At 39.2% G+C, this 21,176-nt stretch carries 31 protein-coding genes; 3 read left to right on the forward strand and 28 right to left on the reverse strand.

Going from position 1 to position 21,176, the window contains the following annotated elements:
* Positions 1 to 8: 8 nt before the first annotated feature.
* From ACWPVF_RS05915 to ACWPVF_RS06040, 26 genes are all read right to left on the reverse strand, one after another.
* Positions 9 to 467 carry a hypothetical protein gene (locus ACWPVF_RS05915; RefSeq protein ID WP_414307506.1) on the reverse strand — a complete coding sequence of 153 codons (459 nt, stop codon included), beginning with the start codon at positions 465 to 467 and terminating at the stop codon, positions 9 to 11.
* Positions 468 to 556: 89 nt separating this feature from the next.
* The gene (locus ACWPVF_RS05920) at positions 557 to 955 is read right to left on the reverse strand and encodes an NTF2 fold immunity protein (RefSeq protein ID WP_414307507.1); all 399 of its coding nucleotides are present in this window, start codon (positions 953 to 955) and stop codon (positions 557 to 559) included.
* A gap of 82 nt (positions 956 to 1,037) precedes the next feature.
* Positions 1,038 to 1,778, reverse strand: coding sequence for a hypothetical protein (locus ACWPVF_RS05925; RefSeq protein WP_414307508.1), 741 nt, complete (start codon positions 1,776 to 1,778; stop codon positions 1,038 to 1,040).
* Positions 1,779 to 1,940: 162 nt separating this feature from the next.
* Positions 1,941 to 2,636 (reverse strand): SMI1/KNR4 family protein, encoded by a 696-nt coding sequence (locus ACWPVF_RS05930; protein ID WP_414307509.1) that lies wholly within the window; start codon positions 2,634 to 2,636, stop codon positions 1,941 to 1,943.
* A gap of 27 nt (positions 2,637 to 2,663) precedes the next feature.
* A complete protein-coding gene (locus ACWPVF_RS05935) occupies positions 2,664 to 3,227 on the reverse strand; it encodes a hypothetical protein (protein ID WP_414307510.1) in 564 nt (187 codons plus the stop codon).
* Positions 3,228 to 3,281: 54 nt separating this feature from the next.
* On the reverse strand, positions 3,282 to 3,566 hold the full coding sequence (locus ACWPVF_RS05940) for a hypothetical protein (RefSeq protein ID WP_414307511.1): 285 nt from the start codon (positions 3,564 to 3,566) through the stop codon (positions 3,282 to 3,284).
* Positions 3,567 to 3,664: 98 nt separating this feature from the next.
* Complete coding sequence (locus tag ACWPVF_RS05945; RefSeq protein ID WP_454385171.1) at positions 3,665 to 4,105, reverse strand: hypothetical protein; 441 nt, start codon at positions 4,103 to 4,105, stop codon at positions 3,665 to 3,667.
* A 115-nt stretch (positions 4,106 to 4,220) separates the two neighbouring features.
* On the reverse strand, positions 4,221 to 4,694 hold the full coding sequence (locus tag ACWPVF_RS05950) for a hypothetical protein (protein ID WP_414307513.1): 474 nt from the start codon (positions 4,692 to 4,694) through the stop codon (positions 4,221 to 4,223).
* A gap of 48 nt (positions 4,695 to 4,742) precedes the next feature.
* Complete coding sequence (locus ACWPVF_RS05955; RefSeq protein ID WP_414307514.1) at positions 4,743 to 5,261, reverse strand: immunity 26/phosphotriesterase HocA family protein; 519 nt, start codon at positions 5,259 to 5,261, stop codon at positions 4,743 to 4,745.
* 112 nt (positions 5,262 to 5,373) lie between these two features.
* Entirely contained in the window at positions 5,374 to 6,096 is a 723-nt protein-coding gene (locus ACWPVF_RS05960) for a hypothetical protein (protein ID WP_414307515.1), read from the reverse strand.
* Positions 6,097 to 6,261: 165 nt separating this feature from the next.
* On the reverse strand, positions 6,262 to 6,651 hold the full coding sequence (locus tag ACWPVF_RS05965) for an Imm50 family immunity protein (protein ID WP_414307516.1): 390 nt from the start codon (positions 6,649 to 6,651) through the stop codon (positions 6,262 to 6,264).
* Between the two features lie 97 nt (positions 6,652 to 6,748).
* Entirely contained in the window at positions 6,749 to 7,375 is a 627-nt protein-coding gene (locus tag ACWPVF_RS05970) for a hypothetical protein (RefSeq protein WP_223339163.1), read from the reverse strand.
* A gap of 1 nt (position 7,376) precedes the next feature.
* Positions 7,377 to 7,892, reverse strand: a complete 516-nt coding sequence (locus tag ACWPVF_RS05975) for an Imm26 family immunity protein (protein WP_454385175.1) — start codon at positions 7,890 to 7,892, stop codon at positions 7,377 to 7,379.
* Between the two features lie 28 nt (positions 7,893 to 7,920).
* Positions 7,921 to 8,478: an immunity protein gene (locus ACWPVF_RS05980; protein WP_454385177.1), complete on the reverse strand. Its 558-nt coding sequence runs from the start codon at positions 8,476 to 8,478 to the stop codon at positions 7,921 to 7,923.
* On the reverse strand, positions 8,475 to 8,882 hold the full coding sequence (locus tag ACWPVF_RS05985; RefSeq protein ID WP_454385179.1) for a hypothetical protein: 408 nt from the start codon (positions 8,880 to 8,882) through the stop codon (positions 8,475 to 8,477). Before ACWPVF_RS05985 ends, ACWPVF_RS05980 begins: the two co-directional genes overlap by 4 nt.
* Before the next feature lie 43 nt (positions 8,883 to 8,925).
* Positions 8,926 to 9,312 carry a hypothetical protein gene (locus tag ACWPVF_RS05990; RefSeq protein ID WP_454385182.1) on the reverse strand — a complete coding sequence of 129 codons (387 nt, stop codon included), beginning with the start codon at positions 9,310 to 9,312 and terminating at the stop codon, positions 8,926 to 8,928.
* 45 nt (positions 9,313 to 9,357) lie between these two features.
* On the reverse strand, positions 9,358 to 9,696 hold the full coding sequence (locus ACWPVF_RS05995) for a DUF7716 domain-containing protein (protein WP_045615187.1): 339 nt from the start codon (positions 9,694 to 9,696) through the stop codon (positions 9,358 to 9,360).
* 18 nt (positions 9,697 to 9,714) lie between these two features.
* Complete coding sequence (locus ACWPVF_RS06000; RefSeq protein WP_045615189.1) at positions 9,715 to 10,134, reverse strand: SMI1/KNR4 family protein; 420 nt, start codon at positions 10,132 to 10,134, stop codon at positions 9,715 to 9,717.
* Between the two features lie 19 nt (positions 10,135 to 10,153).
* Positions 10,154 to 10,489 carry a hypothetical protein gene (locus tag ACWPVF_RS06005; protein WP_045615191.1) on the reverse strand — a complete coding sequence of 112 codons (336 nt, stop codon included), beginning with the start codon at positions 10,487 to 10,489 and terminating at the stop codon, positions 10,154 to 10,156.
* A gap of 36 nt (positions 10,490 to 10,525) precedes the next feature.
* The gene (locus ACWPVF_RS06010; protein ID WP_045615193.1) at positions 10,526 to 11,224 is read right to left on the reverse strand and encodes a 3-oxoacyl-ACP reductase; all 699 of its coding nucleotides are present in this window, start codon (positions 11,222 to 11,224) and stop codon (positions 10,526 to 10,528) included.
* On the reverse strand, positions 11,217 to 11,453 hold the full coding sequence (locus tag ACWPVF_RS06015; protein WP_045615194.1) for a DUF2829 domain-containing protein: 237 nt from the start codon (positions 11,451 to 11,453) through the stop codon (positions 11,217 to 11,219). Before ACWPVF_RS06015 ends, ACWPVF_RS06010 begins: the two co-directional genes overlap by 8 nt.
* Positions 11,454 to 11,551: 98 nt before the next feature.
* Entirely contained in the window at positions 11,552 to 12,478 is a 927-nt protein-coding gene (locus ACWPVF_RS06020) for an aldo/keto reductase (protein ID WP_414307526.1), read from the reverse strand.
* Between the two features lie 101 nt (positions 12,479 to 12,579).
* A complete protein-coding gene (gene metG, locus ACWPVF_RS06025; RefSeq protein ID WP_414307527.1) occupies positions 12,580 to 14,577 on the reverse strand; it encodes a methionine--tRNA ligase in 1,998 nt (665 codons plus the stop codon).
* 136 nt (positions 14,578 to 14,713) lie between these two features.
* Positions 14,714 to 15,973 (reverse strand): ABC transporter permease, encoded by a 1,260-nt coding sequence (locus ACWPVF_RS06030; RefSeq protein WP_414307528.1) that lies wholly within the window; start codon positions 15,971 to 15,973, stop codon positions 14,714 to 14,716.
* Position 15,974: 1 nt separating this feature from the next.
* On the reverse strand, positions 15,975 to 16,676 hold the full coding sequence (locus ACWPVF_RS06035; protein ID WP_414307529.1) for an ABC transporter ATP-binding protein: 702 nt from the start codon (positions 16,674 to 16,676) through the stop codon (positions 15,975 to 15,977).
* On the reverse strand, positions 16,660 to 17,847 hold the full coding sequence (locus ACWPVF_RS06040) for an efflux RND transporter periplasmic adaptor subunit (RefSeq protein WP_045615205.1): 1,188 nt from the start codon (positions 17,845 to 17,847) through the stop codon (positions 16,660 to 16,662). Before ACWPVF_RS06040 ends, ACWPVF_RS06035 begins: the two co-directional genes overlap by 17 nt.
* Before the next feature lie 239 nt (positions 17,848 to 18,086).
* Between ACWPVF_RS06040 and gor the strand changes: the two genes are divergently transcribed.
* Both gor and ACWPVF_RS06050 read left to right on the forward strand, forming a co-directional pair.
* On the forward strand, positions 18,087 to 19,433 hold the full coding sequence (gene gor, locus ACWPVF_RS06045; RefSeq protein ID WP_414307531.1) for a glutathione-disulfide reductase: 1,347 nt from the start codon (positions 18,087 to 18,089) through the stop codon (positions 19,431 to 19,433).
* 140 nt (positions 19,434 to 19,573) lie between these two features.
* Positions 19,574 to 20,113, forward strand: a complete 540-nt coding sequence (locus ACWPVF_RS06050) for a biotin transporter BioY (RefSeq protein WP_414307532.1) — start codon at positions 19,574 to 19,576, stop codon at positions 20,111 to 20,113.
* A 54-nt stretch (positions 20,114 to 20,167) separates the two neighbouring features.
* Here ACWPVF_RS06050 and ACWPVF_RS06055 read toward each other — a convergent pair whose 3' ends face one another.
* Positions 20,168 to 20,383: a YdbC family protein gene (locus ACWPVF_RS06055; protein WP_006151239.1), complete on the reverse strand. Its 216-nt coding sequence runs from the start codon at positions 20,381 to 20,383 to the stop codon at positions 20,168 to 20,170.
* 92 nt (positions 20,384 to 20,475) lie between these two features.
* Here ACWPVF_RS06055 and ACWPVF_RS06060 point away from each other — a divergent pair, with 92 nt between their 5' ends.
* Positions 20,476 to 20,796: a hypothetical protein gene (locus tag ACWPVF_RS06060; protein WP_414307533.1), complete on the forward strand. Its 321-nt coding sequence runs from the start codon at positions 20,476 to 20,478 to the stop codon at positions 20,794 to 20,796.
* A 29-nt stretch (positions 20,797 to 20,825) separates the two neighbouring features.
* On the opposite strand, the gene ACWPVF_RS06065 is transcribed toward ACWPVF_RS06060, so the two are convergent.
* Positions 20,826 to 21,164 carry an ATP cone domain-containing protein gene (locus tag ACWPVF_RS06065; RefSeq protein WP_004253071.1) on the reverse strand — a complete coding sequence of 113 codons (339 nt, stop codon included), beginning with the start codon at positions 21,162 to 21,164 and terminating at the stop codon, positions 20,826 to 20,828.
* Between the last annotated feature and the right edge of the window lie 12 nt (positions 21,165 to 21,176).

Here is a 21,176-nt window from a genome sequence, read left to right on the forward strand (position 1 = left end):
TTTTCAACTTAGGCTTCTTTAAAATAGGCTAATTTATCAATTAAAAACTCTACATAAGTATCATCTAGATAGGCAAGGGCAAATAAGATATTCAAACAAATATCTGTATCAAAGTTTGAGCCCCCTTTAGCCAAGTATTTAGCAGAAGCCATATCTGCCATTACAGAACAAAAACAGCCATTCAATAATAACTGGTAGTTTTCAGATGTTTTACTTTCTATAAAATTAGAGACTAGAGGATACGGACTTATAGAATCAATCATATCTATATGATCATACAGATATGATCTCATCTCACCATTTTCTTCATAGTTAACTTTAACGCTTTTCTTATCAGATTTTAGAGCTGTTAAAATGGCTTCAGTATTAGATAGGTTTTCTGCCTCTAAGTGAAAATCTCTTGCCTTCAGTATTTTATTTTTTATAGCAGTTAATTTTCTTTTTTGATTTGAAAGTGTTTTATTCATATTGACCTCTAACATTTCATTACTTACACTTAGACTACCACTGTCTTTTGAAACACATTTCTTCCTGTCTTCCTACATTCTTCAGTATATCACAAAGAAGAATTGATCCACTTCCCATCACCAAGCCATTCTTTCTTATCAATCCACCATCGTCCTTCTTGAAACACCATTCGAAAACGATAGAGAGTTTCTAAACCAGAACGATTCTCCTTGATATAGAAGTAAGTTTGATTCCCGTCATGCTCTTCATCAATGATGGGATGCGTTTCTAATTTATAGTCAAATGGAAATCGAACAGATAAAGATACTTCCCTTTCTCTGAGTGTTTTTTTAGATTTACAAAACTGATCAAATATAGCAGCTAATTCATCTTTCAACATCTCTTTATCGGCTTGGTTTCTTAGGCTCCTAGTGGCTTTCCTCTCCCAAGAATACATGGCCTGCATAAACTGGAGGAAGGTTTCTTTTGCTAGATTCGTATGGCTCATATATCCTCCTACTTAAACAACGGGACTAATAGTTTATTTATTCTGAAAACATAGGTTATAAAAACCTGTATTGAAGTCGTTTTTAACCCTCTCGCATGCAAACATGTGGTAACTCGCTTCTAAGAAGATCCCTTTGCTTTTGATTCGTTCTTCCCGTTGTTAAAAATCGAAGATGTTTCAGACACTTCAGGTAGCTAACTGTTGATGCGTAGTTAAAAATAGACGTATCGACAAAATCTAAAAAACGGAGCTCACTAGATGGATGGATAAAATCCAATTCTGGTAATTTTTTATTTGCCGTAAATGAAAGATAGAGCAACTGATTTAAATCCCTAATAAAAGAAAAGTTTGGCAACTTTACACCATAATCAAAGTGCAGATAACGCATACCTGTATGAAAAGAGATGTTCTCTATCGTTTCCAAATTTGTCATAGAAGATATCCCTAGAGCTTTCACACAATCATTCTGGGGTAAGATGATCTTTCTTACTTTTCTAGCCCCAACTAATAAAATCTTTTCTACTTGTTCATATTTTGAAAAGTCTAGCACATCAGATTTACTTCCCATCAAGTAAATCACCCTCGTATTGCTAGGTAAAGTAAGCTGGTTAAAATCTACATCTTTTAGCATATCCTCTGGGTTTTCGACAATGTACTTTTGTCTTAATAAGCGATTGATATCGATAAATTCTTTATAAGTCAATGTTTCATCCAATAATGGTGCAATCTCTTCAATAGTACGCAGAGGCTCCATTGCCATTAAATTCTCTCTTTCGGAAAATCCTTTTTTAATGATCTCTAAATATTTATCTAAACTGGTCATCATTCACCTCTTTGCATGAATAAAATGCTTCGTTTTCTATTTTCAACCTAAATAATTTTACAATGACACCTTAACTAAAAGACTAAATCATCTCTTGTCGCAAAAAGGTTAAAATCACGAATCTTCAGAGTATTTTTTCTAAATAAACTTTATCCTGCTTGCTCAATCTTGATCAAAAATGACCTTGACTCTGGCTCTACCCGAAGCGTCTAGATATTGCTCTAGTTTCGTAATCGACTCCTCCAAATCAGATAATTGAACAAGCAAATCCCCATTGATAGTCATGACATCCTTTGTCGGTAAAAGCATGAGATTCTCAACGCTTGGATCATTCACAATCATTAAGGAAGGGGAATAAATACAGCTTGTGGAGAGGTCTAGATTTCCGAATCGTTCCCTAGCAGAAACAAAAATAGATTCCATCCCACCTTGGGCTTTCAGAACAAATTCCCTCTCGAAAAATGCTTCAAAACTGTCATAGATTTCGATGACATCCATAGTAATCCCATCTAAATAATAAACTTGATGACTTTGAATGTTCCCATCCTTCAATCTATAAGCGAATTGATCTCCAATAGCAGACATACCAAAAAAATAGTAGTCTGATGTATAATCTCTCCAGACATCTTTCCATAGCCTATCCGAATTCCAAGAGTCCAGTGTGATGGCTTGAGCAGAATCTGTACCAAACAAACGATAATAGCCACCATAAAATTCCAAGCCGTTGGTTATGGAGAGCAAATCCAAGTGAGCTTGAGGAAACTGTCTGGCTTTGAGTTTTTCTAGTTCAAGAGCTGAGGCCCCACTTTCTTGTATGACCAGATCCTCACAACATTTTAAAAAATTCTTCATTTTCATTTGCTTCTCATCTCTCCATTTTTGGCTTTAGCCCAGCATAAATTCAATAAAGTCTTTTCGATAGGCTTCAGGAAGTTGCTCCTCGATAATAGCCATGATTCCTGTTAAAAAACCTTCTTTATAGTCCGACAAGTCCTCATCAATGTAGATGTCATTCTCAAATTTGGTGATTTCTAGCTCTTTCATCTGACTATAGGTAGACAAGAAAGTAGATAAAGAGGGGCTTAAGCTATAGAGCTTGGAATTTCCAGGAATCTTGCCAAATACAGGACTAAGCTCGCTCGTTAGGTCACAAAAGATTGGCTCATCTCCCATCATGTGAGCAAAAACCACATAACTCTCTTTCCAGCTAGTATCCTGCCATCCTTCTGATGCAGCTTCACATAGAGGGAGAGGAATTAGAGCAAGATCATAGGGAGCTCCTCTAAAATAAGCTTCCTCATCAAAGTCTAAATGCTGGTAAAAGTCTTTTACTTGACCAGTCAAAGAAAGCTTCTCTACAGTCAGACAGTCACTAGTAAATACAAGCTCTCCTAAGCCCTTATTTCTATGATAGACTTCTACGAATTCCTTTAACAAATTGAACATCATTATTAGACTCCTCTCACATTTTTGGGATTATATTTGGCTATTTTCAACTGACGATTACGTATCATTCTGACCGCTAGCGACAGCATGAGCCCAAATTCGTTCAAATTCCTCTTGACTAATCTTGATGGAGTCTGATAAATCCAACTCATCTTTTCGACCATCATAGAGTAGAAACCCTACTTCTGGAACATAATCCTGTAGGCAAGAAGAAGCATAAGAGTGCCCATTCAAAACGTTAATTTGTCGACTTGCACGCTGACCAGTAAACTCTGTATAAATAACTCCTAAGCCTGACATAAACTCACTATTGCCATAATAATAATATTCTTTTTCACACATTAGAATCTTCCTTTACCATTTGTCTCTCCAAGAATGGCATTCTTTCCTCTTTGCCTCTTTCATCGACTAATTCTATGTTCATTTTCAATTTATAGAATTTACCGGTTCTTAGCCTTATTCTCCAAGACTCTCACTTCTACTTTATCCTCCGCTAAATGGAGATCCAGTACTTTTTCATGATTTCGAAAGAAAAGCGTCAGGTCCTTAGTAGAAAATTCAGTAAAATAAGAGGGCAAAAAGTTATCCAGAGACTCCATTTGAAACAAGACGTAAACTGGTGAAAACTCCCAAAAAACTAGGATAAACTGACTACTATTGCCAACTAGACTTTGAATTGACTTACTTAGATCTTTAGTCGCAAGGTCAACAGGAACCTCATAAAGGCAAGGAGGCGGAGAGTCTATAGGATTTAACTCCCCAGCATACCAAGCAATTTCTTTAGGTTTATCGGTCAGAAAATGGACATCCTTAATCCCCTTCAACTGATTGATTCGTTTTTCTACTTTTAATAAAGATAATCTCTTTTTTAACTCACTCATTGTTCGTGCTCTCTCGTTAGCTAAAGGGTGCTTGCTTCATGAAAAACATTTGATAGGTCAGAATAAATCTCTAGCAAAGCCTCATACTTTTGTATTTACTTTTAATCATGTTATCTTAAATAGCAAACAGAATCCCTTCATAATACCCTATCGGCCAATGTCCCATATAATACAAGTTAACAATATTTTCCCAATAAGACCCTAACGACAAGGACTTTTCTACTAAATATTGTCTAAAAGCAAAGGACATTTCCATTTTAGCAACATTTGAAAAATCATGCGCTCCGGATACAAACAGGCTTTTATCCATCTCTCTTGCCTTTTGGAATATAATTTGACTAACCCTTTTCCTATAATCTACAAGTTCCTCTGGAACTTTAAGATCCCCATAAAATGGATCTTTATCACTCAGCGACGACGGAAGCCAATTCATTTTTTTATATAGATTCTCAAAAGCTTCTTCCGTAGGATTTATAAAAGCTTCATTGACGTTTTTTATAAAGATAACATGATCTATTTGTTCAGTTTCTCCCATTTTAAAAAAGAAATCACTTTTTATAAGACGTTCTATCTCATCATCCCAATTCATCCAGTCTACCTCAATTCTGTCATTTAAAAAAATTATCTGATTTCATAACTAAATGTTGATTCCTCTTGCTTTTAAACTTTCAATAATTCTTTTTTCTAAATGAGAAGAAAGCCAAACTGTCCATTCTTCATAATCCTTGCTCTCCTCAAAAGAAATAAACTTTTCTTGACCATTCTGCCATAGTCTAGGATTTTCATGCGGTAAGGCAGGAAGAACTAACTGTATTTGAGAAAAATGAGAATCTATTTCGCAGTCATACTTCTCTTGTTGTCCGACTTTCGGCCAGCGTTTTTTATATATTCCCAGACCATTTATGGCAATTGGCGGAAATAACCTTCCTGATTGGATGATGTCCTCTATTTCAGGAGACAATCCATCGATTAAAGTAAAAACCTCTATGAGTATACCGCCACCACCTAGATCTCTGATGATTCTACAATAGGCGAATTTTTTATTTTTCCCAGAGAAATCAGATTTTTTAAATCTCTCTAAATCAGATCTATCCGATAAAAACAATGGAATTGCGAAAATTTCTCCTTCACGAACATTTGCTAATTTATTCACCATAGTTTTTGACCCTTAATCTTTTGTATTCTATTTTGTTATATGGCCATTTCCTACTATCTTGCTTACTTTCTATTGATAAGTGTTTTATGGACAATGGCTAGTTTTTTGGGGTTCATTCAGCTATTGTTTCCAGCTCTAGCTTGCTCACAACCTCATTCTCTTTATCCAACAGATAAAGGAAGTTCCCTTTTGTTTCCAGTTTACCTAGCTTAGCCCCATAGTCCATCTCGTGAGCAGGGCAGGATTGAATCAACTGACGGATGCTCTTGTCCTTGTGCTCTATCTCCCAAAACAAATCCACCTTATCCAGCTGATGCTCCACTTGAATGGAATAGCTCGTGGATTGGATCTTCTTCCTTTTCCACTCCCAGCTATTTTCGTAATCGTTTTTCTCTATTTCATTGACTACATCCTCTATCAAGGAGCATGGAATAGAGAGCTCCTGAAACACGCGCTTTACCCCTTTTAGAAAGGCCTCTAAGAGCTTTTTTTTCTGATTCAATGGACTCAAACTTTCATAGCTAGAAAAATCAAATAAGACCTGAACAGTATAGACGCCAAGGAGGTTCATGATAGCTGGATTGCTAATCGTATCTACACATTCTACGATGATTTTCCAACAATCCTGGGTTATAACTGGTTTGAAAAGCCGTTCTACCATAGAGGTCATACATTTGGATTCATATACGAACGCTCTTCTAAGGTCTTTCCAATTCTGTCGATAGTCCTTAATTCTAGCTTCCTCGTAAGTTAGCGTAGCTGAGTCCATCAGCTCCTCAATCCTCTGTTGATTTTCCACATAGGGCTTATCTAATTCAAAATACTGTAACTTCATATTCGTGGTCTCGTAGTTTTTTTCTTGTAGAAAGGTTTAGCCTTAGGTCAAGGTCTAATGTTTGTGCTCTTCCTTCACTATTTTCCCATAGTCGTGGTGTCCCTCCTAGCAATGGAGGATTGTTTGATCATCCTGAATCACCGCAAATAAGCTAGAAATTCATCTTTAAGTATCAATCTTCACAGGACCAATCTCAGCAATTCTAACAAGGTCAGAAGATCCTGATAACATCACATCATTTTGGTTTATAAAATTGAATTCAACCTTATTCTCTAAAAAGAGCAGCTCCAGTTGTCCCTTCACCTTATTAATACCCTTGGAATAAAAATGGATTTCATCTAAATTAAAAAACTCTAAATTAATTTTTATGGCATTGAATGAACTTTTCTGCCACTTTTCAGGGAAGTTAGTTGGTAAATCATATAAATAAAGGACAAGATCTAATTTGTAATCATAACATAACACAGTATCAAGAAATACATTATTCAAGTCCAAATCACCATCAAATAAATGAATAATTTTTTCCTTCCCCACTGCTTTTTCAAACCATTTCACAGTATGAACTCCTTTTTAAAAATGAATATAAGTCTTATTTTTAAAAGTTATTGTTTCGCTTTTTAAGGAAGTGACAGCTTCTCTCTTTAAGTAGGTCTTAGAATAGCCTAATCCTCCTGCCGTCCTTTCCTTTGGATACATCCTCAATGATCGTATTTATATGTACTTCATTAAATTGACGAGAAAAGTCTACAATTTTCTGGCGATTCTGTTCTGGATATAGATAAGATGTAGCCAAAATGAACATAAACGGAGCGATTGTTCCTCTTATATTTTCCAAATAAACATCCTTGGTGATAAAGGTCATGATTTTCTCAAAATCGTCATCTTTCAGAACAATCTTTCTCAGATAGAGTGCTGCACAAGCACCTGCAGCTTGCAATAAATTATTCGATTCCAAGGACTCATAAACAAAAGACAAATTCTCTGTTTCTAAATTTTCTAGATAAGCAATCGCTACTGCTAAAGAGCGATAGGTTACAGGGGTTGGAATATCTATCAGCAGTAATGACTTGAGATAGGGGATTTCTTCTGTGCAATCCGTTGCGGCCATGGCGTAGAGCAAGTACATTTGTGTTTCCCATGATTTAGGCTTTTCCATCTCCCCTTCCAAGGCCTGATGCAAGAATGGTCCATATCCTTTTAGTCTGCCTCTTAAAATTTTTTTCGCTGCCTTTTTTACCAAGGGCGTTCGTCCTGAAGTTAACTCATCTACATAGTCCATCTCAAACTCCTTTATTTCCTCTGCTTGCCAGTTCTTCTTCCAAGATTCTGTTATAAACTATACTTCCGACACAGGCTTCCCAGTCTAGGTCCTCAACTTCTTCCCTAGAAAAAATCTTAGGTTCCCGCCTACCATCTAGCCAGACCTTCCCAAAGCGAGGACCATTTGGATCTCCCCACTTAAAGGCTAAATTCTTAAACGGGCTTGGATAAAAATCCGCTTGGTGACCAATTATCTGCCAAGACCATACTGGACTTCGATCAAACAAGGTGTAGGAGTCTACAATGATGGGCTTACCTATAAATTGAGCACGACTTAGCTCCTCAACTGTTATAGTAGGACTTACTTGAAAGATATCGAAAAATTGGATGACATGACCAACCTTCACTTTTCCAAGGATTTGACCAAATACAAACATTTCCTCCGAAAATTGATAGCAAAAAATATCACCAATTTTAATAAATCGAAGTTTTGTTCTTGGCTTTTCATTCCACTCACGAATCTTTATCTGGGGCATTTTTTCTCCATAATTAATTCCATTCCTACTACTCTTTCTTTAAGATATGAAAGAGATCATCTCTTAGAACGATTCCATCGTCTTCTATCAAATAGGCCATGTGCTCCCAGAAGGGCAATTCTTGTTCAAGGGGCTTTTCCAAGGCAAGTACTTGATCCTTCAAGTTTGCTGCAATTTCTTCAACTTCTTCTTGCTCAATCTCATAAAACTTTGCTTTCAAAAGAAAGATGCTTGATAGAAAGAGCGAATAAGAGGAAACAAAAGTATGCAAGGAAGAATTGACATAGATTCTCTCTTCTTGAAAAACTTCCCTTCCTTCTTGATTGCAAAGCAAGAAGATTTGCTTCTCTTCTCCAATTATAAAGGCACCTAAAAAACACTGGCCAAAAAGTCTATAGCTTTCTTGCTCACTCCTGAGTTCGACTAGTTCGTCGCCTGCTTTGACAAAAGAAAATCCCATTTTAGAATAATCCTCTAAATATGCCAAAAGGTTAAAACGGGCCTCATCCAGACTAAATGGTTTCTCCTCTGTAGGCACCACACAAAAACCGTTCTCCTTCACCAATTCATCGATAGTAACTGTCATTTCTCTATCCGATCTCCTAGGTTCTTTTCACCCAATTTTTTCAACTTCCAAAGCTTGATCGCCGCATCTTTTCTGAGTCCCATAAAGAGGCTTGCTAAGGTTACTGCTTCCTCTTTTTTGTAGACTTGAGAACTAATACTGGCCCATCCATCTTGCAGGCATTCCATTTTTATATAGAAATCGTGCTCTTGTCCAAGTTTCCCTGTTACATCGTCTATTTCATAAGAAGCAGATAGCAAAGACACTGAGATAAAGTCCCCCGGTCTTCGATACATTCGCATGACGGCTTCTTTCTGATTGATAGAGTGGATATCCTCTTTTGTTTCAGTCCTATCACGGTCTGATAAAATCACCCAATCCCTATCATCCTCTGATGAATAAAAACGCCATTCTTTCTCAACCATATCCTGCTCCATCTTCTAGTGCTTCTCTTGTTATCGACTACACCTAATAGTATGCCACTTCGCCTATACCATATTCTAAAATTTCAAGACTATCGAGGGAGAATTTAAGTTCTCTACCATGCTCCGAATCCTCTCTTAGTCCAAATTCCAAACCAAAAATCAGGTCTATGTCCGTCTGTTCAGACAAGATAAAAATGGATAGGAGTCTGGCGTGCGCTAGTTCTGGAAATTCCTCCTGAATTTTTTCCAAAGCTTTTGGATACCATACTGATGATTGATCCAGTTGATTATCGAGTTTTACTTTATAAGACGGAGTCAACTCCTCATTGATAACCTCTAAAGAATCACTTAAAGCAAGGCAGACCTTTTCCTTTTCCTCTGGAATTGCCACATATATCTCGTTATGGATATCAAATTTATATTCTCTCATCACTATCTTTCCTCCTTTCGGATGCTAGTTCTCAAATCTGACTAGCTAATCATCAAATGGCATAAAGCTATCATGCTGCTGATAATAATTTAAAGCATCGACCAAGTCTTGGTGACTTGCATTCGGTTTTTCCTCAAGTGCGGCTGCAAGAACATCAATCAACTGCTCTCCATAGTAGACTAGTTGCAGATCTTGCTCTGCTACATCCGTCGGGTAGACATCACAGTCTTCCACGACATCCGGATAATCAGATACCCAATAGAGCCTAGCTAGTGCCAGTTCTCCATCCTCCTTGCCATAGAGGCAAAAATCATCTGATACTAATTGATCTACGCGCACCTGCTCAATTATCTGCTCTAGTGAAAGTTCTTGGTATTTTCGCATCCCTTCTCCTTTTTAATCTCACTCTTCAACAAAAGAGTTCAAAAATTCCTCAAAAGAAGCCCATTGACCGTAGATCTCAGCTGTTTCTTCTAAGACATAGAAATAAACCTTGCCATAATCCTCTGCCCTTAGAGAAAGAGCATAGTTGCCAGAACCAGGATCATAGGCGAAATGAAGAAGGTCTGCCGCCTTAAATCCCGCAGGAACCACCTCATCGTCAAACCAGGTAAGAAACTTCCTCATCTCCTCCAGTGAATCAAAGGAATTAAAAGGAAAGAGGTGACGGTCATCGTGGACGCCCCTTACTTGGGGCTGGCCACCATTGTACTTGACATAAAAGTCCATCATAGTTTTTGGCAATTTCTTTCCAAGAATCTCCTCAAATTGTAAAAGATCTTCTTTTGAAATCGGTGAATCTTCATCAAGCATCCTAAACATGATTACTCCCTTCAAGTTTCTACAATTCTTCTTCCAAGACCTTGTCAATAAATTCATAGACGTTCTTAGCAACTTTTTTCATTTCTAAAGAGCCTAAGGCACCCAAGTCATTTTCATAAATGCAATCATCTGCATTTTTCTTAATAAAGTAAGCCAAATCTCCTTCCTGTCCAATCATAAAGTAATCTGGCTCTACTTCCTCAATCTGATAAGTCTCATTACGCTCTTGAAGATCCTCCTTAGCATACAAACAGATGCCTGAATCTCCAATTTCATAGGGGTCAATCTCTTCCCACTCCGTTAAAAACTGATAGTAGAGATTGGGCAAGACAAATCCAAACTCATCTCTTTTCATAGTTTACCTCCACATATTCACAGAATACCAACTATGCTACTTCAAAGACCACCCACCATCAATAGTCAGGATCTGTCCTTGCATGGCAGACGCCTTCCCACAGGCCAAAAAGAGGCTGACTTCCGCCACTTCTTCTGGCTCTATCCAGCGCTTGATGGGCGTCTCACTGGCTACCCAGTCTGCTAAGCCACCTGGTTCAAAGTCCGCTGCGGTCATGCCTGTTTTGACAGCTCCCGGCGCGATGCCAAAGACTTGAATACCAGCTTCAGCATAGTCTAAAGCCAACTGCTTGGTAAAGCCTGCCAAGGCATGTTTGGACGAGGTATAGGCGTGGCCTCCTCCACCAGCTAAACTTGAAGCAATGGAACACATATTAATGATGATTCCCTTCTTATTCTCCAGCATTTGTGTCAAATAATGTCGAGTCAGCTCAACTGGAGTCACATAGTTGATTTCAAAAATCTCTTGAATTTCTTGGGCTGATTGTTCTAGTAAAGGTTTGTAGTCATCCAAAATTCCGGCAGTATTACACAGAATATCAACTTGAGGGCACCAGTCAAAAATTGGTTCCAAGTCAAGCGTTAAATCACGTTGTAGAAAGTGAAAGTCGCCTTGTAAGGCAGGCTTTTCACCCTGATCCACTCCGAAAACCTGATAACCTTTTTCTAAAAATAGACGAGCTTGTGCCAGACCAATCCCTGAACTTACTCCCGTAATCAATACACGTCTAGTCATGGACTTCCACCCAGTCTGCCGCTAGGACATCACAAGGAGTTGGGCTCCACATAGAAAAACCTTCCCCTTCACCAGTTACGTTGATGAGGAAATAGGGTGTCACTTCAAGGGCGATACCATTTTGTTCAATGGTATCAAAGAGCTGGACATAGTTCTCAGCTCCACCCCAACCAGTACGTACATATTTTTTCTTAGCCTTTAGTCCAGGCAAAATTTCTTCAAATGTCATGTTTTTCTCCTTTGTTATCTATGAATCTTAATTTAATTATAACAAAAAACCGTTTTCCAACGGCTTTTTGACTGTGATTTCTGAATTGCAAATTCCACTTACGGTAAATCATTTCCTGCTGCTAGGTAAATTTCATACCATTCTTTTCGTGTTAGAGTCAAGTTACTTGCTTTGCTTGCCTCTAATAGATGTTTGGGGTTTGTAGTTCCTACTACTGCTTGCATCCTAGCTGGGTAACGCAACACCCAAGCGATGGCAATAGCTGATGGGCTTACTCCATATTTTAGGGCTAGTCGATTTAGAACTTGATTTAGTTGTTGGAATTGTTTATTGCCAACAAAATTACCTTTGAAATAACCAAACTGCAAGACTGACCAAGCCTGAATGACCATGTCATTTAGTTTGCAGTATTCAAAGACGCTACCATCACGCACAGCTGCCTTGTCACCTTCCATATTGACATGGAAACCAGCGTCAAAACCAGGCGTGAAAGTTGCACTTAGTTGTAACTGATTGATCGCTAGGGGCTGTTTGACTTCTTTCTTCAGTAATTCCATCATCATGGGATTTTGATTGGACACACCAAAGTCTCGAACCTTACCTGATTTTTGTAGAATATCAAAGGCTTGAGCCACTTGGTCAGCTTCCATCAAGGCATCTGGACGATGGAGAAGCAAGCTATCTAAATAATCGACCTGCAATCGTTGTAGAATCCAATCAACTGACTCTAAAATATGGTCTTTTGAAAAATCAAAATAGGTAAATTCTTCTATGCGAATGCCACACTTGGATTGTATCCACATCTTTTCTCGCAGGTCAGGACGATTGTTTAACACTTGACCCAGTAATTCTTCACAACGACCTCCACCATAGATATCAGCTAGGTCAAAGGCATTGATTCCGACAGATAGGGCTGTCTCAACCAACTCCTCCACTTCTTTGACCGACTTGTCACTGATTCGCATCATGCCAAGGACGATTTCGGATAGTTCTTTTTTCTCTTGACCAAATGGGATGTATTTCATGGCTTCTTCCTCCGTTTTCTTCATTATAATGCAGAATGCCTCTTTTATCAACTATCGTCATACAAAAGAAAAGAACCAGTTCAAACTGGTCCTTTTAAATCTTATCCAATCACACTTCCGTTTGGTACAGCTGGATCAACTGTGAGAAGGGTTAATTTGCCATCATGTTCAGCTGAGAGGATCATCCCTTGGCTGACATATTTTTTCATCATTTTACGTGGTTTAAGGTTAGCAACGATTTGAACTTTCTTCCCGACCAATTCTTGTTCGTTTGGATAGTATTTTGCAATTCCTGAGAGGATTTGACGATCTTCACCATCACCAGCAGCCAAGCGGAATTGAAGCAACTTATCAGAACCTTCCACTTTAGAAACTTCTTTGACTTCAGCAACACGGATTTCAACCTTGTCAAAGTCTTCAAACTTAATTTCTTCCTTGTTCAGTTTGAGTTCAACTTCATCTGGATTCCATTCTTTTTCGACGGCTGGCTTGTTACCTTCCATTTGTTCCTTGATATAGGCGATTTCTTCTTCCATATCGAGACGTGGGAAAATAGGTGTTCCTTTGGCAACTACCGTTACACCTGCAGGTAAATCAGCCAAGCTCAAGTTTTCAAGGCTAGAAACTTCTGCGAGTCCAAGTTGAGTCAAGACTGCACGACTGGTTTCCATCATAAATGGCTCAATCAAGTGAGCTACGACACGAAGGCTAGCTGCCAAGTGGCTCATCACACTTGCCAATTGGTCACGGTGTGCTTCGTCCTTAGCCAAGACCCAAGGAGCTGTCTCATCGATGTATTTATTAGTACGTGAGATAAGTGTCCAGACTGCTTCAAGCGCACGTGGGTAGTCAACTGCTTCCATGTAGGTGTGGTAGTCAGCGATTGATTGTTCTGCAACGTCAGCAAGAGCCTTATCAAAGTCTGTCACGCCTTCTACGTAGGCAGGAATTTTACCATCAAAATACTTGTTAATCATTGAAACCGTGCGGTTAAGAAGGTTTCCAAGGTCATTGGCCAATTCATAGTTGATACGACCTACATAGTCCTCTGGAGTGAAGGTTCCGTCTGAACCAACTGGAAGGCTACGCATGAGGTAGTAACGAAGCGGATCTAGACCATAACGTTCTACTAGCATTTCAGGATATACGACATTCCCTTTAGACTTAGACATCTTGCCATCTTTCATGACAAACCAACCATGGGCAATCAAACGATCAGGCAATTTGATATCCAACATCATAAGAAGGATTGGCCAGTAGATTGAGTGGAAACGAAGAATATCCTTTCCTACCATATGGAAGACAGTTCCATTCCAGAATTTATCGTAGTTAGCATGATCCTCTTGACCATAACCAAGAGCTGTCGCATAATTGAGAAGGGCATCAATCCACACATAGACAACGTGTTTTGGATTCGATGGGACTGGTACACCCCAGGTAAAGGTTGTACGAGAAACCGCCAAGTCTTCCAATCCAGGCTCGATAAAGTTTTTCAACATTTCATTGAGACGTCCATCAGGAGTGATGAAATCAGGATGTGATTTGAAAAATTCAACTAAACGATCTTGGTATTTGCTGAGGCGAAGGAAGTAAGACTCTTCTGAAACCCATTCCACTTCGTGGCCTGATGGAGCGATACCACCAGTTACATTTCCAGCTTCATCACGGAAAACTTCTGCAAGTTGACTTTCTGTAAAGAATTCCTCATCTGAAACTGAATACCAACCAGAGTATTCACCCAAGTAAATATCATCTTGAGCAAGCAAGCGTTCAAAGACTTGAGCTACTACTTTTTCATGGTAGTCATCAGTTGTACGGATAAATTTATCGTATGAGATATCCAATAATTTCCAGAGTTCTTTGACGCCAACTACCATACCATCAACATAGGCTTGAGGTGTGATGCCAGCTTCTTCTGCTTTTTGTTGAATCTTTTGACCATGCTCATCCAGACCTGTCAAATAAAAGACATCGTAGCCCATAAGGCGTTTGTAGCGAGCTAAGACATCACAAGCGATGGTAGTGTAGGCAGAACCGATATGAAGTTTACCAGATGGATAGTAAATCGGTGTTGTAATATAAAAATTCTTTTCAGACATAATATTTCCTTTCCAGGCTAATGAAACCTGTTTTTCTAACACTTCATTATATCATATTTTTAGTGATTTTCGAAATGGAAATCCATACAAAAAACAAGATAGACAAGTGTCCATCTTGTTTTTCCTGTTGTTTATTTTATTCATATCGAAGGGCTTCGATAGGATCTAGTTTAGAAGCTTTATTGGCTGGTAGAACACCAAATATCATACCGATGCCAGCTGAGACAGCTAAACTAAAGAGAGCAATTGGAATGGATACGCCAACTTCGATTCCTGCAATCATGTTTTGAAGAAGGACACCCGCAAGCATGGTCACTCCTGCAGCCAGCACAAGACCGATGAACCCTCCTAACAAGGTTAAAATCATGGATTCAATCAAAAATTGAACCAGAATATTAGCCCGTGTAGCTCCCAGTGCTTTTCGTAGACCAATCTCGCGAGTACGCTCTGTCACTGAAACAAGCATAATATTCATAACACCAGTACCACCGACAAAAAGGGAAATCCCCGCAATAGCACTAATAATCGTTGTTATGAAGCCAAATAGTTGTTGAACTTCTTGGAAGGCAGCAGACGCATCTGCAACTTGATATTCCCCTTGTTGAAGACCTGCAATCTCTGTCATTCTTCTTGCCAACTCTGGTCCCAAAGTCTGGGTTAAGCTAGTATCATTGACACGGAAGACAATATTTGAAATCTCATCTGTATTAAAATTAGCTGCAAGAGAAATATTGGTCGTAATTGGTAGTCCTCCGACTCCAAAGGCTTTGGCAGCCTTAGCTTCTTTACTTGCATAAACACCAATAACACGGTAACTAATTTCGTTTACTTCAATAATCTGATTGAGGGCATCCTGTGCGGAACCAAAAAGGCTATTGGCTAGTTCTTCATCTAGGATAATCACACTTGCGAAATCCTTATAATCTTGCGCTCTAAGGCCACGACCTGCAATGATTTCATTTTCGACCGCATCCATATAGGTGATATTCCCACCCGTCATGTTAGCGTGTTCGACCTTTTTATCCTTATATGTCAAGGTCACATTGGCTGAGTTGGTCACATAGTAGCTATCCACTCCCTTGAGCTTAGCAGCTTCCTTGACCCATGCTTCTTGAGGTTTTGGTGGTTCAACAAAATTTTCTTCTTGACCACCAGACAAGGTCAATGCAGATTGTCTTTGTGTAAAGGAACCGTCCTTACTCTTTGTAGGTGAGAAAAAGACATGGATGTCTTTCTGGGACTTGGTCATATTTTTATTGACCTGACGAGACATGGAATCTCCCAAAGCCATGATCACTACAACAGAGGAAACACCTATGATAATACCGATCATGGTCAAGAAGGAGCGCATCTTGTGGGCCATGATAGATGAAAAGGCAAATTTCAGATTCTGCATCTTAGTTTTCCTCCTTTTCTACTTGAACACTGTCAGACGAAATGACACCATCTCGGATGACGATTTGACGTTTCGCATAGGCAGCAATTTCAGGCTCATGCGTAACCATGATAATGGTTTTTCCTTCTTTATTTAATTCAACCAAGAGTTGCATGATTTGATTTCCTGTTTTGGTATCAAGTGCCCCAGTCGGTTCGTCTGCTAGAATGATTGAAGGATTGTTGACTAGAGCACGCGCAATGGCAACCCTTTGCTTCTGACCACCTGACAACTCCGAAGGTAAGTGATGGCTACGTTCTGTCAACTCAACCTTTTCCAGATATTCTGCTGCTAATTTACGACGTTTTGAAGCCGCAACTCCCGCATAAATCAATGGAAGTTCTACATTCTGGAGAGCATTCATCTTGGACAAGAGAAAGAATTGTTGAAAGACAAAGCCGATTTCTTGATTTCGAACCTTTGCTAATTGTTTTTCTCCCAAACCAGCTACTTCTTTTCCGTCTAGAAAATACTGACCACTTGTAGGTGTATCTAGCATACCAATGGTATTCATGAGGGTAGACTTACCAGAACCAGATGGTCCCATGATAGCCACGAATTCTCCCTCATGAACTTCTAGGTTAATGTTTTTAAGAACTTGAAGTTCTTGGTCACCATTACGATAGCTACGGCAGATATTTTTGAGGCTAATTAGTTGCTTCATCAGTCTTCACCTCTTTTCCTTCTTGCAAGGAAGCTGTCGGATTACTGATGACTTTTGCTCCATCTGTCAGACCAGATGTAATTTCTTGGTTTTCTGCATCTGCATTGCCCAATCCAACTTCAACTTTTTTGGCCTTTTGATTTTCGTCAAGAATCCAAACGTAGTTTTTATCTTCTTCCATCACAATGCTGGTAATCGGTACAAGCAATGCTTTGCTAGTGCTTTTCACTTCGACACTGACTGTAAAGCCCTGTTTCAAATCACCAATTTCGCTAGTTACATCGACTGTATATGGGTATTTAGAACCAGTGTTGGAACCAGCTAAGCTACTACTTGCTTCACTATTATTTTTTGGATAATTTGAAATATAGCTAATCTTACCATTCCAAGTTTTATCTGGATAGACCTTAGAAGTAAAGGTGACTTCTTGGCCAACAGAAAGGTTTGCAAGATTGTACTCAGAAAGCTCTCCCTTGACCTGCAAGTTATCGTTACTTACGATATGAACCAAAACTTGACTATTTCCTGTTGGAGATTTTGAAACATTACGATTCACTTCAACAACTGTTCCCTCTACAGTACTCAATACAGTAGCAGAATTCAATTGGGCTTGAGCTTTTTCGAGTTGCGCTTCTGCATCTGCACGCACATCACGTGCATCGCTGATTTGAGAATCAATAGCAGCTGTGGCAGAACCGGATGACTGAGCTGGTGCTTGTCCAGTTGCTCCTTCTAGACCTGCTTGAGGAATACTTGGTGTTGCTGCGGCGGTATTACGTGAATCGTTTAATTCATTGATATGACGGTCAGCTTTAGCTACAGCACGGCTTGCAGCATCATAGGCAGCCTGGGCTTCTGTACTACTATACTTGACTAGTGCCTGCCCCTCGCTGACCTTATCTCCTACAGAAACCAAGACCTCATCCAAGTCACCCTTACTAGCATCATAATAAACATATTGTTCATTCTGAGCCGTCACAGTACCGGATAAGAGAACTGATGAAGCTACTGAACCCTCTTTTGCAAGAGTAATCTTTGCAGTTTCATCTTTTGTTGCAGCTTGATTTGGTTGTCTTAATAGAAGAACGGCAGCCGCTCCCACTACAAGAACTGATGCAACACCGATAGCTGTAAATAAAGGCCATTTCTTGGCTTTTGACTTTCTTTTCATATCAATACTCCTTTTTAATTGCATATATTAAAATTATAGCACATATCTTAAAAATGGACAATTTATTTCTAACTATCCAAAAACATTTGCTAAATCTTTTATTGTTGTGTTAGTTATATAATACAACTTCTTTTTTATTTTTGCAAGCATTTTCTTAAGAAATTTAAGCGTAGCAGATTTTTGCATTGACTTTCAAAAAAAGATAGAATATGACTAGAAAACAACTAAAGGAGCTTTCAATGAGAGAATATGATATTATCGCCATCGGTGGAGGTAGCGGAGGTATTGCTACCATGAATCGTGCTGGCGAACATGGTGCTAAAGCCGCAGTTATTGAGGAAAAGAAATTAGGAGGAACTTGTGTCAATATAGGGTGCGTTCCTAAGAAAATCATGTGGTATGGAGCACAAATTGCAGAGAGTATCCACAAATATGGACCTGACTATGGTTTCACAAGCACTGACAACGAATTTGATTACACAACACTTCGTAAGAATCGTGAAGCTTATATTGACCGTGCTCGCTCGTCTTACGATGGAAGCTTCAAGCGCAACGGAGTTGATTTGATTGAAGGTCGCGCCGAGTTCGTTGATGCTCATACAGTCAGCGTCAATGGTGAGTTAATCCGCGCTAAGCACATCGTGATTGCGACTGGTGCACATCCTCAAATCCCTGCCATTCCTGGTGCAGAACTAGGTGGTAGTTCTGATGATGTCTTTGCCTGGGAAGAGTTGCCTGAATCTGTAGCTATTCTGGGTGCTGGTTACATTGCTGTCGAACTGGCTGGCGTTCTTCATACACTAGGTGTAAAGACAGATCTATTTGTACGTCGTGAACGTCCGCTACGTGGATTTGATAGCTATATTGTTGAGAGCTTGGTTCAAGAAATGGAAAATACTGGATTAAACCTCCACACCCATAAGGTTCCAGCAAAACTTGAAAAAACGGAAGAAGGCATTAGGATTCATTTTGAAGATGGTAGTACTCATACTGCCAGTCAAGTTATCTGGGCAACAGGCCGCCGTCCAAACGTTGAAGGACTTCAACTTGAAAAAGCTGGTGTCACCCTCAATGAACGTGGTTTCATCCAGGTTGATGAATACCAGAACACAGTTGTTGACGGAATCTCCGCTCTTGGGGATGTAACAGGTGAAAAAGAATTGACTCCTGTCGCTATCAAGGCTGGTCGTACTTTATCCGAAAGACTTTTCAACGGTAAAACCAATGCTAAAATGGATTATACAACCATTCCAACTGTTGTCTTTTCACATCCAGCTATCGGAACTGTCGGTCTGACTGAGGAAGAAGCTATCAAAGAGTATGGACAAGAAAACATCAAAGTCTATACTTCAAAATTTGCTTCTATGTATTCATCAGTGACTAGTCACCGTCAAGAAGCTCGCTTCAAGCTAGTTACAGCAGGTGACGATGAAAAGGTAGTTGGTCTTCATGGTATCGGCTACGGTGTTGACGAAATGATTCAAGGTTTTGCAGTTGCTATCAAAATGGGAGCTACAAAAGCTGACTTTGATGCTACCGTCGCTATCCATCCAACTGGTTCAGAAGAGTTTGTTACGATGCGTTAAAAGAAAAGAGAGACCCCTTGGTCTCTTTTTTTATCTCAATCGGCCGTTACAAGTTTGTAACCTTTGTTTTTAAAATAGGTTGACATTTATATCTCTTCCAGTATAATAGTTACTATAAATTATAAAAGAGGTTAACTATTATGAAAAAAGCACACATCTATGCTATTCCTGCTATTGGGGCCGCTCTGATTGCAGTATTAGCCCAAATTAGCATTCCAATTGGACCTGTTCCATTTACTCTGCAAAACTTTGCTATTGGTCTCATTGCTACTGTTTTTAGACCAAGGGAAGCTGTTCTCTCTGTTGGACTTTACCTCTTACTAGGTGCTATTGGACTACCAGTCTTTGCTAGTGGTGGAGCTGGTTTTCATGTTCTGGTTGGTCCAAGCGCGGGTTATCTTTGGTTTGACCTAGTCTATGCAGGGATTACTTCCTACCTAACTCACACAAATAGTGGTGTTGTACGTATTTTCCTAGCTAATCTCTTGGGGGATTCACTTGTTTTTGTTGGTGGTATCCTCAGCCTCCACTTCCTTGCTGGTATGCCTATTGATAAGGCTCTCGCTGTCGGTGTCCTTCCTTTTATTATTCCTGATCTTGCAAAAATTATTGCCATCAGTTTTATCGGACGACCACTCCTTCAACGACTTAGTAGCCAACCTTACTTTTCACAAAAATAAAAAAGAGGCCGGGATTTACTTCCCGTCTCTTTTTATTTATTTATCTATGAACCCTTATTGATTTTTAAAGGCATCTACCATCACTTGGAACTCCTCGTTTGAGAGCGTGATTCCTTTCCCCATCTTTGTGTGATCAGGACTCCAGCTACGAATGTCAAACTTTGCTGGAGCTCCATTAAAGCTGACACGATTGATTTCCTTGGTCCATCCTTTATCGTTTTCAGATAAAGTGAGTAAGTGTTCTTCAATTTCAAAAGTAAATTCTGCCATGTCCTTCTCCTTTTTGTTCTCAATTGATAATTCGAAAAATCTTGTAGATTTCATAAAATTTTTATATAATGAATAAAAGAAGGGAGGCCGGAATGAAAGATTTCTTGAAACAAGCTTTACAAAAAGTCCATGATTTTGTGAATGGTCATGAAGATCCCATTCCTGAAAAAAGCGATCCCCTCATTGCTAGACTTGAAGAAGCACTAGCCAAAAAAACGGCTGTCCATATCATCTTTGCTGAAACGAGTTTTACAGGCAATATTATCAAGTATGATACTGACCGCCAACAAATTATCGTTAAAAATTTCGCCAAAAACGTCAGCCGTATTATTCGAGTATCGGATATCCGGAGAGTAACATTTGTTCCTTCTACTATCCAAACTGCTCAAAAAAGAAGATTTAAGAAAGAGTGAGATGAGTTCATCATCTCACTCTTTTTCTATTAACGAATTTGTTCAAAATGTAGGTGAACCGCGATGTGGTCGCCATACCCACTTCTTTCCAAATCACGTTGCAAACGATAAGAGATATAGTGTTCTGCGATGGTAATGTATCCTGCTCCAAGCAAGCGGTGTTCAACCATTGATTGGATCATGCTGATGGTTGCACGCTCTACTTTTGCTTCTTCCAAATCCAAAACAACCTTTTTAGTCACTTGAGCTAGGTTTTGGCGCAAATCGTCCGTCAATACATAGACTGTTTGAGCTGCTTTAAGAATAGCTTGGTAGATTTTATCTGGATCAAAATCAGCGACTTGTCCATCACGTTTAATTACTTGCATAGGTTTCTCCTT

It is taken from the genome of Streptococcus sp. Marseille-Q7087 (genome assembly GCF_965111935.1).

Excerpts from the sequence above, each read along its gene's own strand:
- ACWPVF_RS06030 (WP_414307528.1), bottom strand. The coding sequence starts at position 15,973 with ATGCAGAATCTGAAATTTGCCTTTTCATCTATCATGGCCCACAAGATG.
- ACWPVF_RS06055 (WP_006151239.1), bottom strand. The coding sequence starts at position 20,383 with ATGGCAGAATTTACTTTTGAAATTGAAGAACACTTACTCACTTTATCT.
- ACWPVF_RS06050 (WP_414307532.1), top strand. The coding sequence starts at position 19,574 with ATGAAAAAAGCACACATCTATGCTATTCCTGCTATTGGGGCCGCTCTG.
- ACWPVF_RS05920 (WP_414307507.1), bottom strand. The coding sequence starts at position 955 with ATGAGCCATACGAATCTAGCAAAAGAAACCTTCCTCCAGTTTATGCAG.
- metG (WP_414307527.1), bottom strand. The coding sequence starts at position 14,577 with ATGTCTGAAAAGAATTTTTATATTACAACACCGATTTACTATCCATCT.
- ACWPVF_RS05990 (WP_454385182.1), bottom strand. The coding sequence starts at position 9,312 with ATGAGAGAATATAAATTTGATATCCATAACGAGATATATGTGGCAATT.
- ACWPVF_RS05945 (WP_454385171.1), bottom strand. The coding sequence starts at position 4,105 with ATGAGTGAGTTAAAAAAGAGATTATCTTTATTAAAAGTAGAAAAACGA.
- ACWPVF_RS05975 (WP_454385175.1), bottom strand. The coding sequence starts at position 7,892 with ATGCCCCAGATAAAGATTCGTGAGTGGAATGAAAAGCCAAGAACAAAA.
- ACWPVF_RS05960 (WP_414307515.1), bottom strand. The coding sequence starts at position 6,096 with ATGAAGTTACAGTATTTTGAATTAGATAAGCCCTATGTGGAAAATCAA.
- ACWPVF_RS06035 (WP_414307529.1), bottom strand. The coding sequence starts at position 16,676 with ATGAAGCAACTAATTAGCCTCAAAAATATCTGCCGTAGCTATCGTAAT.
- ACWPVF_RS05995 (WP_045615187.1), bottom strand. The coding sequence starts at position 9,696 with ATGCGAAAATACCAAGAACTTTCACTAGAGCAGATAATTGAGCAGGTG.
- ACWPVF_RS05935 (WP_414307510.1), bottom strand. The coding sequence starts at position 3,227 with ATGATGTTCAATTTGTTAAAGGAATTCGTAGAAGTCTATCATAGAAAT.
- ACWPVF_RS05955 (WP_414307514.1), bottom strand. The coding sequence starts at position 5,261 with ATGGTGAATAAATTAGCAAATGTTCGTGAAGGAGAAATTTTCGCAATT.
- ACWPVF_RS06000 (WP_045615189.1), bottom strand. The coding sequence starts at position 10,134 with ATGTTTAGGATGCTTGATGAAGATTCACCGATTTCAAAAGAAGATCTT.
- ACWPVF_RS05930 (WP_414307509.1), bottom strand. The coding sequence starts at position 2,636 with ATGAAAATGAAGAATTTTTTAAAATGTTGTGAGGATCTGGTCATACAA.
- ACWPVF_RS05940 (WP_414307511.1), bottom strand. The coding sequence starts at position 3,566 with ATGTGTGAAAAAGAATATTATTATTATGGCAATAGTGAGTTTATGTCA.
- ACWPVF_RS05915 (WP_414307506.1), bottom strand. The coding sequence starts at position 467 with ATGAATAAAACACTTTCAAATCAAAAAAGAAAATTAACTGCTATAAAA.
- ACWPVF_RS05980 (WP_454385177.1), bottom strand. The coding sequence starts at position 8,478 with ATGACAGTTACTATCGATGAATTGGTGAAGGAGAACGGTTTTTGTGTG.
- ACWPVF_RS06015 (WP_045615194.1), bottom strand. The coding sequence starts at position 11,453 with ATGACATTTGAAGAAATTTTGCCTGGACTAAAGGCTAAGAAAAAATAT.
- ACWPVF_RS06010 (WP_045615193.1), bottom strand. The coding sequence starts at position 11,224 with ATGACTAGACGTGTATTGATTACGGGAGTAAGTTCAGGGATTGGTCTG.
- ACWPVF_RS06005 (WP_045615191.1), bottom strand. The coding sequence starts at position 10,489 with ATGAAAAGAGATGAGTTTGGATTTGTCTTGCCCAATCTCTACTATCAG.
- ACWPVF_RS05970 (WP_223339163.1), bottom strand. The coding sequence starts at position 7,375 with ATGGACTATGTAGATGAGTTAACTTCAGGACGAACGCCCTTGGTAAAA.
- ACWPVF_RS06065 (WP_004253071.1), bottom strand. The coding sequence starts at position 21,164 with ATGCAAGTAATTAAACGTGATGGACAAGTCGCTGATTTTGATCCAGAT.
- ACWPVF_RS06020 (WP_414307526.1), bottom strand. The coding sequence starts at position 12,478 with ATGAAATACATCCCATTTGGTCAAGAGAAAAAAGAACTATCCGAAATC.
- ACWPVF_RS05925 (WP_414307508.1), bottom strand. The coding sequence starts at position 1,778 with ATGACCAGTTTAGATAAATATTTAGAGATCATTAAAAAAGGATTTTCC.
- ACWPVF_RS06060 (WP_414307533.1), top strand. The coding sequence starts at position 20,476 with ATGAAAGATTTCTTGAAACAAGCTTTACAAAAAGTCCATGATTTTGTG.
- ACWPVF_RS06040 (WP_045615205.1), bottom strand. The coding sequence starts at position 17,847 with ATGAAAAGAAAGTCAAAAGCCAAGAAATGGCCTTTATTTACAGCTATC.
- ACWPVF_RS05950 (WP_414307513.1), bottom strand. The coding sequence starts at position 4,694 with ATGAATTGGGATGATGAGATAGAACGTCTTATAAAAAGTGATTTCTTT.
- ACWPVF_RS05985 (WP_454385179.1), bottom strand. The coding sequence starts at position 8,882 with ATGGTTGAGAAAGAATGGCGTTTTTATTCATCAGAGGATGATAGGGAT.
- gor (WP_414307531.1), top strand. The coding sequence starts at position 18,087 with ATGAGAGAATATGATATTATCGCCATCGGTGGAGGTAGCGGAGGTATT.